We start from the raw sequence: 11,709 nt of genomic DNA, 5'->3' as shown, positions 1-11,709 counted from the left end.
GGCCAAGGTCGCGCATGATCCTGGTCCAGAAGCGCGCATACAGCAGGTGCATCACGGCGTGCTCGATGCCGCCGATGTACTGGTCCATCGGCATCCAGTAGTCATTGCGTTCGTCGACCATGGCCTTGTCCGAACCCGGCGAGGTATAGCGCATGTAGTACCACGACGAATCGACGAAGGTGTCCATGGTGTCGGTCTCGCGGCGTGCCGGCTTGCCGCACTGCGGGCAGTCGCACTGGAGGAAGGCTTCATATTTGTTGAGCGGATTGCCGGTGCCGTCCGGGACGCAGTCTTCCGGCAGCACGACCGGCAAATCCTGTTCCGGCACGGGCACCACGCCGCAGTCGCCGCAGTGGATCATCGGGATCGGCGTGCCCCAGTAGCGCTGGCGCGAGATGCCCCAGTCGCGCAGGCGGAAGGTGATCTTCTTTTCGCCCAGGCCTTTTTCCGCCATGTCGGCGGCGACCGCGTCGACCGCGTCGGCGTAGCGCAGGCCGTCGTATTTGCCGGAGTTGGCGACGATGGCGACGTCCTTGTCGCCATACCATTCCTGCCAGGCGTCGGTGGAAAATTGCTTGCCGTCGGCGGCGATCACTTGCTTGATCGGCAGATCGTATTTTTTGGCGAAGGCGAAATCGCGCTCGTCGTGCGCCGGCACGCCCATGACGGCGCCGTCGCCGTAGCTCATCAGGACGTAGTTGCCGACCCAGACTTCAACCTGCGCGCCGGTCAGCGGGTGGGTGACGAACAAGCCGGTCGGCATGCCCTTCTTTTCCATCGTCGCCATGTCGGCTTCGATGACGGAGCCGAGCTTGCATTCGGCGTTGAAGGCGGCCAGCGCGGCGTTGGTCTGCGCGGCGTGCACGGCCAGCGGGTGCTCGGCGGCGACGGCGCAGAAGGTGACGCCCATGATGGTGTCGGGACGGGTCGTGAAGACGTACATCCTGCCGTCGCCGATCAGGGCGCCGGCGGCGTCCATGATGGCATGCGGGAAGGCGAAGCGCACGCCGGTCGACTTGCCGATCCAGTTGGTCTGCATGGTGCGCACGCGCTCGGGCCAGCCGGGCAGCTTGCTGTCGGCGTAGTCGAGCAGCTCGTCGGCGTAGTCGGTGATGCGGGCGTAGTACATCGGGATTTCGCGCTTTTCGATCAGCGCGCCGGAACGCCAGCCGCGGCCGTCGACCACTTGCTCGTTGGCCAGCACGGTCTGGTCGATCGGGTCCCAGTTCACGGTGCCGGTCTTTTTGTAGATGATGCCTTTTTCCAGCATCTTGAGGAACATCCACTGGTTCCACTTATAGTATTCGGGCTTGCAGGCCGTCATCTCGCGCGACCAGTCGATGGCCAGGCCCATGGACTCCATCTGCTCGCGCATGTGGGCGATGTTGGAATAGGTCCACTGCGCCGGCGGCACGTTGTTGGCCATGGCGGCGTTTTCGGCCGGCATGCCGAAGGCGTCCCAGCCCATCGGCATGAGCACGTTGTAGCCGTTCATGCGCAGGTAGCGGTACATCACATCGTTGATCGTATAGTTGCGCACGTGGCCCATGTGCAGCTTGCCCGACGGGTAAGGCAGCATCGAGCAAGCGTAGTACTTGCCCTTCGGGAAACGCGGGTCGTGTTCGACCGCCTTGTAGGCGTCGATGGCCTTCCAGTGCGATTGGGCGGCTAGTTCGACGTCGGCGGGACTATATTTATCTTGCATGATGTGTGCGGCCCGGCGCGGCCCGGCCAAAAGTGGAATATGAACCGGACATTATACTGGGTCGGGCTGGCTGTGAGCGTGCGGTGAGCAGCAAGACTTTTGCGCGGACGCCATCGGTCGTGGCATGATGCTGTTTTCTTAACAGTAATGGAGCGGCATCATGATTAAGGGACTGCGCACGGCGTGTTATCCGGTGACGGATCTAAAGCAGGGCAAGGCGTGGTACACGCAGGTGTTCGGCGTGGCGCCGTATTTCGACCAGCCGTTTTATGTCGGCTACGCGGTCGGCGGTTTCGAGCTGGGACTGGTGCCGGACGGCACGCCGGGCGCCGATGGCGGCAAGGTGTTCTGGGGCGTCGACGATATCGAGGCCGACGTCGCCCGCATCGTCGCGCTGGGCGCCACGGTGCACGCGGCGGTGCAGGAGGTCGGCGACGGCATCAAGGTGGCCGAGCTGGGCGACCCCTTCGGCAATGTCATCGGGCTGATCGAGAACCCGCTGTTCGACCTCAAGGCCGTGCGCTAAAGCGATTTCCGGCGGCGTAGCGCTCCGACGCGTGTGCTATATTCAAATGTGACTACTCACTGAGGAACACATCATGCTGATCGCTACTGGAACGGTTATCGACGGCAAGGTGGTGGTCGAGGGCGTCAATCTGCGCGAGGGCGCAACGGTGACCGTATTGGTGCGGCATGCCGATGAGTTGATCGACCTGACCGGAGAAGAGGAGGCGGAGCTGCTGGCCGCCTCGGATCAAGCCAGGCGCGGCGAGACAATTTCCGGCGACGAGTTCCTGGCCTCCCTGCGCCAGCCACCCGAGTGACACTGCCGCTGCGGATTCCGATCCGCACCGCCGCCCAGATCATTATTCTTGCGTTCTGGCACGCCAGTCGCGGGCGGCAGCCGCTCGTGTAGCGCACCGGCGCTCAGCGCAAAATCAGCTTCAGCGCCGGGCGCTCGCCGTAGTCTTCGTAGCGCTCGTTGATGCCGGCCACGCAGTAGGTGACTTCCTCGAGGATGTCGGGCGCCTGCTGGCGCATCGTCTCGGCGTTCTTGATGACGATTTCCAGCAGCTCGGCCGGCTTCAGGCGGAAGCGGGTCATGCCGTCGGCGTCGCGCAGGTAGCTGAGGCAGTCGACCCAGGCGTCCATTGTGGCGCTGTAGCCGTCGGGGAAGCCGAAGGCGGCGGCGCACTCGGCGTGGAAGGTGGTGAAGTCGACGATCGCGGCGCCGTTCAGTTCTGCGCTGGCCATATTAATTGCCTTTCTTGGGGTCGGTGACGAAGCCCAGCTTGGTCAAGCCCTGGCCCTGGGCGGCGGCCATCACTTGCGCCACCACTTCGTAGCGCGTGTCCTTGTCGGCGCGCAGTTGCAGCTCGGGTTGGGGCGACAGCCGGGCGGCGGCGGCCAGGCGGGCGTCAAGCGCCGACCGCTCGACGGCCTCGTTGTTCCAAAAGATGCGGCCTTGTGCGTCGATGGCCAGCGTGACCGTGGCCGGCGCCTGCTCGCTGTCCGGCGCCTGCGCCTTGGGCAGTTCCAGCTTGACGGCGCTGGTGAACATGGGCGCGCTGATGATGAAAATCACCAGCAGCACCAGCATCACGTCGACCATGGGCGTGACGTTGATGTCGGCCATGGCGCCGGGCTGGCGGTGTTGGTTGAAGCTGCCGAATGACATGGTGGTTTTCCCGGTGGACTTAGCGCTTGCCCGCGCCGCTGGTCAGATAGGCTTGCAGGTCGTGGGCGAAGGCGTCGAGCTCGGCGATCGTCAGGCGGTTGACGCGGTTGAAGCCATTGTAGGCCAGCACCGCCGGTATCGCCACCGACAGGCCGATGGCCGTCATGATGAGCGCTTCGCCGACCGGGCCGGCCACCTTGTCGATCTGCACCGCGCCCGAGGCCGACACGGCCGCCAGCGCCTGGTAGATGCCCCAGACCGTGCCGAGCAGGCCGACGAAGGGCGCCGTCGAGCCTATCGAGGCCAGCAGCGTCAGGCCGCCTTCGAGCCGCATGGTGGAGCGGTGGATGGCGCCGCGCAGCACGCGCGTGACTTGTTCGGCGTGGCCGAGGCCGCCACTGAGCGTGGCCTTGCCGGCGGCGGCCAGCTGGGCCGCGCCCTGCTGGGCCAGCGGCGCGTAGATGCTTTCGGGGTCGGCCAGCGTCAGCGCGGCGACCCCGTCGGCCACCGTCGGCGCGTCCCAGAACGCTTGCACGGCCGGCGCGCTGCGGCGCGTGCGCCAGGCGGCATAGCCCTTGGCCAGGATGAAGAACCAGCTCAGCAGCGACATCGCCAGCAGCAGATAGGACACGGCGTGGCTGATGGCGTCGCCGCGCTCCCAGTAGTGGGACAGGGTGAAGGCGTGCTCGGTGGTGGGCGTCATGGTCGGGGTCGGGTCGGGGTCAGTCGTGCAGGGACAGGACGTCGTTCATGTCGTACAGGCCGTTCGGCTTGTCGGCCAGGAAGCGGGCGGCGCGCAGGGCGCCGTGGGCGTAGGTGACGCGGCTGCTCGATTTGTGGCTGATCTCGATACGCTCGCCGGTGCCGGCGAACAGCACCGTATGGTCGCCGACGATGTCGCCGCCACGGATGGTGGCGAAGCCGATCGACGACGGGTCGCGCTCGCCGGTCTCGCCCACGCGGGCGTAGACGGCGCAGTCGTTCAAGTCGCGGCCGAGGGCGTCGGCGATGACCTCGCCCATTTTCAGGGCCGTGCCGGACGGCGCGTCGACCTTGTGGCGGTGGTGGGCTTCGACGATTTCGATGTCGTAGCCGGTGGCCAGGGCGCGGGCGGCCTGGCGCAGCAGCTTGAGCGTGACGTTGACGCCGACGCTGAAGTTGGGCGCGAACACGATGGCCGTCTTTTCGGCGGCGGCGGCGATGGCGGCCTTGCCGGCGGCGTCGAATCCGGTGGTGCCGATCACCATCTTGATGCCGTGCTCGGCGCAGTAAGCGAGGTGTTCCAGCGTGCCTTCGGGCCGCGTGAAGTCGATCAGGCAGGCGGCGCCGGCCAGGCCGACGGCGAGCTCGGCGGCGATGGCCACGCCGGCCGGCCGGCCGAGGAAGGCGGCGGCGTCCTGGCCGACGGCGGGCGCGCCGGACACGTCGAGCGCGCCGGACAGGCGGGCGTCGGGCGCGGCCAGCACGGCCTCGATCAGGATGCGGCCCATGCGGCCGCCGGCGCCGGCGATGGCGATATTGAGCTCAGTCATGCTGCGGTTCCGTATCTTATTGCTTGTTGTTGAGCACCGGCGTCACCGGCACCGGCAGCGGCGCGGCATTGTCGGTGCCGGCCGGCAGCGGCGCCTGGGCCGGCGCGGGACGGCGCGCTTCGGCAGCCTCGTCCTTCTTCATGGTGCGGACCGGACCGGCGATGCGGGCGATGTATTCTTTTTCGGTGGGCAGGTTGCCGCCCTCGAAATGGTCGACCTTGCCTTCTTTGAAGAAGACGACGACGCGGCTGGTCGTCACTTCGCCGTCGCCCTTGGCCAGGCGGAAAGGGTAGTCCCAGCGGTCGGCGTGGAACATGTCTTGCAGCAGCGGCGTGCCGAAGATGAATTTGACCTGGTCGCGCGTCATGCCGACTTTTAACTGGTTCAGCATTTCTTCCGACACAAAGTTGCCCTGCTGGATGGTGGGGCGGTAAGGCGAGAAGAACCACATGAATTTTTGCAGCTTGGTGACCGTCGTGGTCTGGGCGCCGCTGTCGGCGACGACGGCGGCGCCGTCTTCCTTGGCCGACACGGCCGGCTTCTCGCCCAGCGTGGTGCGGCTGGCGCAACCGGAGGCGGCCAGGGCGACGCAGACCACGCCCACCAGGGCGGCACGGCGATTAAAACGGTGCAGCAACGACTGCGATAAAGCCTGGGTGACGCGCATAAGTGTCCTCAATTCGATTGAGCGTAAGTGCCAAAACGCTATATGATAAAGCACATGAACCATCTGCGAGTAACAAACATGAGTAACAATCCCTCCGACCTCAAGGCCAGCGGCCTGAAAGCGACCCTGCCCCGCCTCAAAATCCTGGATATTTTCCAGAGCAGTCCGGTGCGCCATCTGACGGCCGAGGACGTCTATAAAATCCTGTTGGCCGACAATATGGACGTGGGCCTGGCCACCGTCTACCGCGTGCTGACCCAGTTCGAGCAGGCGGGCTTGCTCAACCGCAACCATTTCGAGACGGGCAAGGCGATTTTCGAGTTGAACGAGGGTTCGCACCACGACCACCTCGTGTGTTTGGACTGCGGCCGGGTCGAAGAGTTCTTCGATGATGAGATCGAGCAGCGCCAGCAGAACATCGCCCACGAGCGCGGCTTCAAGATCGCCGAGCACGCGCTGGCGATTTATGGCAATTGCGTCAAGGTCGCCTGCCCGCATAAGCAGTAGGGCTGCGTCGCCGCGGCGGCGTTTCGGCGTCTTAGTTGTGGCTCAGCGCGTTCGACAGCAGCTTGGCCGTGATGTCGTCGATGGGGATCACGCGCTCGTAAGCCATGCGCGTGGGGCCGATCACGCCCAGCGTGCCGACGATCTTGCCGTGCGCCGTGTACGGCGCCGTCACCACGCTCATTTCATCCATCGGCACCAGATTCGATTCGCCGCCGATGAAGATCTGCACGCCGCTGGCCTTGCTCGACACGTCGAGCAGCTGCATCAGCCCGGTCTTTTGCTCGAACATGTCGAACATCTGGCGTAGCGACGTCATGTTCGATGACAGGTCGCTGACTGACAAGAGATTGCGCTCGCCGGCGATGACCATGTCGTCCGAGCTGTCGGCCATCGCCTCGCTGCCGGCCTCGACGGCCGCCTGCATCAGCCGGCCCATGTCGTCGCGCAACTGGCGCACTTCGTTTTGCAGCCGCGTGCGCACTTCGTCGAAGGCCAGGCCGCCGTAATTCTGGTTGATATAGTTGGCCGACTGGATCAGCTGGGCCGGCGTGTAGTCGGACTCGGTCAGCAGCAAACGGTTGTGGACGTCGCCGGTGGGGCCGACGATGACGAGCAGGATGCGCTTTTCCGACAGCCGCAGGAACTCGATTTGCTGGAACACCGATTCGCGCCGCGGGCTGAGCACGACGCCGGCGAACTGCGACAGCGACGACAGCATCTGCGCCGCGTTGGCGATCATCTTTTGCGGCTGCGGCGCCTGCAGCTGCATGCGGCCTTCGACGGTGTGCTCGTCGTAGTGCTGCACGGTCAGCAGGGTGTCGACGAAGATGCGGTAGCCGCGCGGCGTCGGCACCCGGCCGGCCGAGGTGTGCGGGCTGGCCACGTAGCCGAGTTCTTCGAGGTCGGCCATGATGTTGCGTATCGTCGCCGGCGACAGGTCGAGGCCGGAAATCTTCGACAGCGCGCGCGAGCCGACCGGCTGGCCGTCGGCGATGTAGCGCTCCACGAGGGCTTTGAGCAGGGTTTGGGCACGAGTGTCGAGTTGCATGATTCGGAGTCGGCGACGAAATAGCGGTTGGGCCGGTCGGGGCCAACGACGCGGCCGATGATGCCGCGCCCTTCATGCCCATTATGCACGCTCGCGGCGCGCCCGGTACAGCTATCTGCTGCCGGCGGCCAGCTGCGGCGCCAGCCAGGCGGTCAATTCGCCGAGGTCGGCGCAGATGGCGTCGGGCCGGACGCCGGCCGCCAGCTGGGCCTGGGTCCCGGCGTCGTGGCGCTGGAGCCAGACGGCGCGCAGGCCGGCGCGCTGGGCGCCGTCGACGTCGAGCCGCAAGTCGTCGCCGACATAGATGGCGTCGCGCGGCGCGACCCCGAGCGCGGCGCAGGCGGCCAGGAAGATGGCGGGGTCGGGCTTGGCCTTGCCGAAGTCGGCCGCCGCCAGCGCCAGTTCAAAATGGTGGGCGTGGCCGATGGCGGCCAGGTCGGCGTTGCCGTTGGTGATGACGCCGAGCTTGAGCCCGGGCTGGCGCTTGAGCCATGCCAGCGCCGGCAGCACGTCCTCGTACAGGGTGACGGCGTTGCGGGCCGCAAGGAAATGTTCCATGGCGCCCGCGATGTGGGCGGCGTCCTCCCCGGCCTGCGCGAACGCCTCGTCGAGGCCGGCGCGCCGCAGCGCGGCCAGGTTGGCGATCAGCCCGGGTTGTTCTTCGAGCAGCGCCATGCGGCGCGCCCGCAGCTGCTCGATGGTGAACCGGGCCGCCACCTTGGGCGCGTGCGCCGCCAGCCAGGCGTGCAGCGTGGTTTCGGCGCGGGCGATGACGGGGGCGATCGGCCACAGCGTGTCGTCGAGGTCGAACAGGATGGCGTGCGGGCGGCGGATCGAGGCGGGCATGGCGGACGCGGGGGCGGACGGGGAAAGCGTTCATTGTCGCACTTTCCGCGCCGGCGGCGTCACAGGCTGTTACAAGCGTTTGCGGCCGGGCATGGTCAAATGCACTAAAATAGGCGCCAATTCCGTGTACCATGCGGGGCCCGCAGCAGGGCGCCGCCAATTGTCGGGACGCGCGCCTGCCGTCCCGATCTTATTCGTTTTGGAGAAATTTTTTATGAAAAGTTTGTTAGTGCGTTCGGGCCTGGCCCTGCTGTGCGCCACCATCCTGGCCGCTTGCGGCGGCGGCAATGGCAGCGGCAGCATGTTGCTCAGCGGCGTTATCTTGCCTGTGACGCCGGGCTCGTCGGTCTCCTCGCTGACCAAGAACGGCCTGGTGCTGGTCAACGGCACGGAAAGCATCAGCCCGCTGGCCGGCGACACCGCCTTCCAGTTCCCCAACCTGATCGCCGTCAACGACAGCTTCGACATCGAAATCAAGACCCAGCCGACCGGCGCGTTCTGCACCCTCGTCAACAACAAGAACACGGCCAATATCTACACCGTGCAGCAAACCCAGGTGTCCTGCACCACCAACACCTGGACCCTGGGCGGCACCGTCACCGGTCTGAAATCCAACGGCCTGCTGCTGTCGAACGGCAGCGACGTGGCGGCGCCGACGCCGTCGTCCAGCGCGCCCGGCGCCCCGGTCAGCTTCACCTTCCCCGTCAAGGTCGCCGACGGCGCCAAGTTCGGCGTCTACGTGCTGGCCCAGCCGGCCAGCGGCAACTGCACCATCTCGACCGCCAACAACGTCGGCACCATGCCGGCCGGCGACGCGCTGGGCCTGACCGTCAACTGTATTTAAACCGCTCGTTGCCGCGGCGGCGCTTCGCTTGCGCCGCGGCCTCCGGCGCCCTGCACACCGTGCGCGCGCCGACGCCCCCTCTCTGGAGAATTACATGAAAATCAAGTATGCGCGCGCCACCGTGGCGCTGGTTCTGATGGCCGCCCTGGCCGCCTGCGGCGGCAAGGCCGAGTTCAACGTCAGCGGCACCATCACCGGCCTGAGCAATCCGGGCATGGTGCTGGCCAACGGCAGCGACACGCTGGCGGTGCCGGCCTTCTCCACCACGTTCACGATGCCGCATCAAATCCCCTACGGCACGCCCTACTCCGTCGTGGTGCAGACGCAGCCGGCCCACATGACTTGCTCGCCGCTCACCCCGACGGCCGATTCGGCCGGCCACACGACCAATATCGCGATCGTCTTCCAGTGCGCCCAAAATGCCTATCCCCTGGGCGGCAGCATCAACGGCCTGACGGGCGACGGCCTGGTGCTGATTAACGGCAGCCAGTCGACGCCGCTGACGGTGGCCTCGAACGCGACGTCGTTCCAGTTCACCGAACAGGTCGCGGACGGCTCGCCGTACGGCGTGTCGGTGTTTGCCAACCCGACCGGCCAGGTCTGCACCGTCGACAAGAACCCCACCGGCATCATGGGCGACTCGGCCATCAGCAACGTCGTCGTCAATTGCGTGGCCGCGCCCGCCGCATCGTAAGCGACCAAGCGAAAACGCCGGCAGGGCCGCTTCACATTGCCCCGCCGGCAATATTCACAAAGGTGATAGTGGATATGCCAAAGATAAATTGGCGCAATATGCCGCGACGCAGCATAATGGCCTTGTCTCCTCCACTTCTACACCAAGAAATGGATTCAGCCCGCTTTCAACAGCGGGCTTTTTTTTGGCCGAAAAAAAGCGCGCCGGCCACGTGGGCCCGGCGCGCGCGGAGCCTTCCCGGTCAGACCGGCTTGAGCAGGTTGGCCAGCGCCACGTACTGGGCCAGGCCCACGGTCTCGGGCCGCAGCGAAGGGTCGATGCCGGCGGCGACGATCTGCGCTTCCGTGAACATGCCGGCCAGGCAGTTGCGGATCACCTTGCGGCGCTGCGAGAAGGCTTTCAGCACCACCGCCTCGAGCGTGGCGGCGTCGCACGGCAGTTGCGCGGCGACGGGGATCATGCGGACGATGGCCGATTCGACTTTCGGCGGCGGATCGAACGCTTCCGGCGGCACGATGAACAGCAGCTGCATGTCGTAGCGCCATTGCAGCATGACGGACAGGCGGCCGTAGACCTTGCTGCCCGGCGCGGCGACCATGCGCTCGACCACTTCCTTTTGCAGCATGAAGTGCTGGTCCAGCACCAGCGGCGCGAAGTCGGCCAGGTGGAACAGCAGCGGGCTGGAAATGTTGTACGGCAGGTTGCCGACCACGCGCAGCTTCTGGCCGGCCGGCACCGGGATGGAGGCGTAGTCGAACTTGAGGGCGTCGCCGGCGTGGATGGTCAGCTTGGCGGGGCTGTAGGTTTTTTCCAGCCGCGCCACGAGGTCGCGGTCGAGCTCGACGACGTGCATCATCTTGATGGTGCGCATCAGCTGCTCGGTCATGGCGCCCAGGCCGGGGCCGATTTCGACCATGGCGTCGTCGGGCGCCGGCGCGATGGCCGCCGTGATGCTCGACAGGACGTGCCTGTCATGTAAAAAATTCTGGCCGAAGCGTTTGCGGGCGACGTGTTTCATGGTGGTCTTCTTTACTGGTGACTGCGGGTGTGGGGTGGTGCGGAAAAAACGGAGTGGCCGGTGTCAACCCGGCCGGCCGGCGCCGCTGGCGGCGACCATTTGCAGGGCGCTGTCGATGGCGGCCGCCATGCTGGCGCTGTCGGCCAGGCCGAGGCCGCGGGCGGCCAGGTCGAGCGCCGTGCCGTGGTCGACCGAGGTGCGTATCAGCGGCAGGCCCAGCGTGATGTTGACGCCGTGGCCGAAGGTGGCGTACTTAAGCACCGGCAAGCCCTGGTCGTGGTACATGGCCAGCACGCAGTCGGCCTCTTGCAGATATTTGGGCTGGAACAGGGTGTCGGCCGGATAGGGGCCGCGCGCGTCGATGCCGCGCGCCTGCGCCGCCGCGATGGCCGGCGCGATGATGTCGATTTCCTCGCGGCCCAGGTAGCCGCCCTCGCCCGCGTGCGGGTTCAGGCCGGCGACCAGGATGCGGGGCGCGGCCAGGCCGAACTTGGCGCGCAGGTCGCGGTCGAGGACGTCGAGAATGGCGGCCAGGCGCTCTTGGGTCAGCGCGGCCGGCACGTCCTTGAGCGCCAGGTGGGTGGTGGCCAGCGCTACTCGCAACGGCGGCAACGGCGGCAAAGTCGGAGACGGCGACGGCGACGCGGCGGCCGGGCCGTGCGGCTGGCCGGCCAGCAGCATCACCACCTGGGCGCTGCCGGTGCGCTCGGCGAAATATTCGGTGTGGCCGGAAAAGGCGACGCCGGCGTCGTTGATGGTGCTCTTTTGCAGCGGCGCGGTGACGATGGCGTCGAAGTGGCCGGCTTGCACGCCGGCGATGGCGGCGTCCAGCGTGGCCAGCACGGCGCGGCCGTTTTCCTTGTTCAGTTTACCCGGCACGACGTGGGCCGCCAGCGGTACGTCGATCACGCACAGGCGTTCGGGGCCGAACTGCGGCAGGCCGCCGTTGCGCAGCGCCTGCAGCGACAGCGCCGCGATGCGGATGGCCGGGTCGAGCTCGGCCGCGACCATGGCCAAGAAGGCGGCGTCGCCGATCAGCACGCAGTTGGCGCGGGCCCGCGCGGCCCAGGCCGCACGCAGCGCGATTTCCGGGCCGATGCCGGCCGGTTCGCCGACGGTGACGGCCAGCGCCGGCCGCGCCGCCGGACGCGCCGTCGCCATGGCGGCGGC

The 11,709-nt window shown here is 66.6% G+C and carries 15 protein-coding genes; 5 read left to right on the top strand and 10 right to left on the bottom strand.

Going from position 1 to position 11,709, the window contains the following annotated elements:
* A partial coding sequence (gene leuS, locus Q0S71_RS17265; RefSeq protein ID WP_295998421.1) for a leucine--tRNA ligase occupies window positions 1–1,705 on the bottom strand: 1,705 nt, incomplete at its 3' end.
* 160 nt (window positions 1,706–1,865) lie between these two features.
* Here leuS and Q0S71_RS17260 point away from each other — a divergent pair.
* A complete protein-coding gene (locus tag Q0S71_RS17260) occupies window positions 1,866–2,231 on the top strand; it encodes a VOC family protein (protein WP_295998417.1) in 366 nt (121 codons plus the stop codon).
* A gap of 73 nt (window positions 2,232–2,304) precedes the next feature.
* Window positions 2,305–2,529 carry a hypothetical protein gene (locus tag Q0S71_RS17255; protein ID WP_295998416.1) on the top strand — a complete coding sequence of 75 codons (225 nt, stop codon included), beginning with the start codon at window positions 2,305–2,307 and terminating at the stop codon, window positions 2,527–2,529.
* Between the two features lie 103 nt (window positions 2,530–2,632).
* On the opposite strand, the gene Q0S71_RS17250 is transcribed toward Q0S71_RS17255, so the two are convergent.
* From Q0S71_RS17250 to Q0S71_RS17230, 5 genes are read right to left on the bottom strand one after another with little or no spacing between them, the layout of a single operon-like run.
* The gene (locus Q0S71_RS17250) at window positions 2,633–2,959 is read right to left on the bottom strand and encodes a barstar family protein (protein ID WP_295998414.1); all 327 of its coding nucleotides are present in this window, start codon (window positions 2,957–2,959) and stop codon (window positions 2,633–2,635) included.
* A gap of 1 nt (window position 2,960) precedes the next feature.
* Window positions 2,961–3,383, bottom strand: coding sequence for a biopolymer transporter ExbD (locus Q0S71_RS17245; protein ID WP_295998411.1), 423 nt, complete (start codon window positions 3,381–3,383; stop codon window positions 2,961–2,963).
* A gap of 19 nt (window positions 3,384–3,402) precedes the next feature.
* A complete protein-coding gene (locus tag Q0S71_RS17240; protein ID WP_295998408.1) occupies window positions 3,403–4,086 on the bottom strand; it encodes a MotA/TolQ/ExbB proton channel family protein in 684 nt (227 codons plus the stop codon).
* 19 nt (window positions 4,087–4,105) lie between these two features.
* Window positions 4,106–4,915, bottom strand: a complete 810-nt coding sequence (dapB, locus tag Q0S71_RS17235) for a 4-hydroxy-tetrahydrodipicolinate reductase (protein WP_295998405.1) — start codon at window positions 4,913–4,915, stop codon at window positions 4,106–4,108.
* A gap of 16 nt (window positions 4,916–4,931) precedes the next feature.
* Complete coding sequence (locus Q0S71_RS17230; protein ID WP_295998403.1) at window positions 4,932–5,582, bottom strand: outer membrane protein assembly factor BamE; 651 nt, start codon at window positions 5,580–5,582, stop codon at window positions 4,932–4,934.
* A 78-nt stretch (window positions 5,583–5,660) separates the two neighbouring features.
* Here Q0S71_RS17230 and fur point away from each other — a divergent pair, with 78 nt between their 5' ends.
* Complete coding sequence (gene fur / locus Q0S71_RS17225) at window positions 5,661–6,089, top strand: ferric iron uptake transcriptional regulator (RefSeq protein WP_295998400.1); 429 nt, start codon at window positions 5,661–5,663, stop codon at window positions 6,087–6,089.
* Between the two features lie 31 nt (window positions 6,090–6,120).
* Here the strand turns inward: fur and hrcA are convergent, their stop codons facing one another.
* Together hrcA and Q0S71_RS17215 are read right to left on the bottom strand one after the other, a co-directional pair.
* Window positions 6,121–7,137: a heat-inducible transcriptional repressor HrcA gene (gene hrcA / locus Q0S71_RS17220; protein ID WP_295998396.1), complete on the bottom strand. Its 1,017-nt coding sequence runs from the start codon at window positions 7,135–7,137 to the stop codon at window positions 6,121–6,123.
* A gap of 111 nt (window positions 7,138–7,248) precedes the next feature.
* Entirely contained in the window at window positions 7,249–7,983 is a 735-nt protein-coding gene (locus tag Q0S71_RS17215; protein ID WP_295998393.1) for an HAD family hydrolase, read from the bottom strand.
* Between the two features lie 214 nt (window positions 7,984–8,197).
* Between Q0S71_RS17215 and Q0S71_RS17210 the strand changes: the two genes are divergently transcribed.
* Window positions 8,198–8,827, top strand: a complete 630-nt coding sequence (locus tag Q0S71_RS17210) for a hypothetical protein (RefSeq protein WP_295998390.1) — start codon at window positions 8,198–8,200, stop codon at window positions 8,825–8,827.
* A gap of 94 nt (window positions 8,828–8,921) precedes the next feature.
* On the top strand, window positions 8,922–9,521 hold the full coding sequence (locus Q0S71_RS17205; RefSeq protein WP_295998387.1) for a hypothetical protein: 600 nt from the start codon (window positions 8,922–8,924) through the stop codon (window positions 9,519–9,521).
* Between the two features lie 241 nt (window positions 9,522–9,762).
* Here Q0S71_RS17205 and rsmA read toward each other — a convergent pair whose 3' ends face one another.
* On the bottom strand, window positions 9,763–10,539 hold the full coding sequence (gene rsmA / locus Q0S71_RS17200; RefSeq protein ID WP_295998384.1) for a 16S rRNA (adenine(1518)-N(6)/adenine(1519)-N(6))-dimethyltransferase RsmA: 777 nt from the start codon (window positions 10,537–10,539) through the stop codon (window positions 9,763–9,765).
* Window positions 10,540–10,602: 63 nt separating this feature from the next.
* Window positions 10,603–11,700, bottom strand: a complete 1,098-nt coding sequence (pdxA, locus tag Q0S71_RS17195; protein WP_295998423.1) for a 4-hydroxythreonine-4-phosphate dehydrogenase PdxA — start codon at window positions 11,698–11,700, stop codon at window positions 10,603–10,605.
* Window positions 11,701–11,709 lie beyond the last annotated feature (9 nt).

The organism is Rugamonas sp., assembly GCF_025354735.1.
GTDB lineage: Bacteria > Pseudomonadota > Gammaproteobacteria > Burkholderiales > Burkholderiaceae_D > Rugamonas.
Note: the sequence above shows the minus strand (reverse complement) of the source record. Positions and strands in the feature narration are given on the sequence as shown.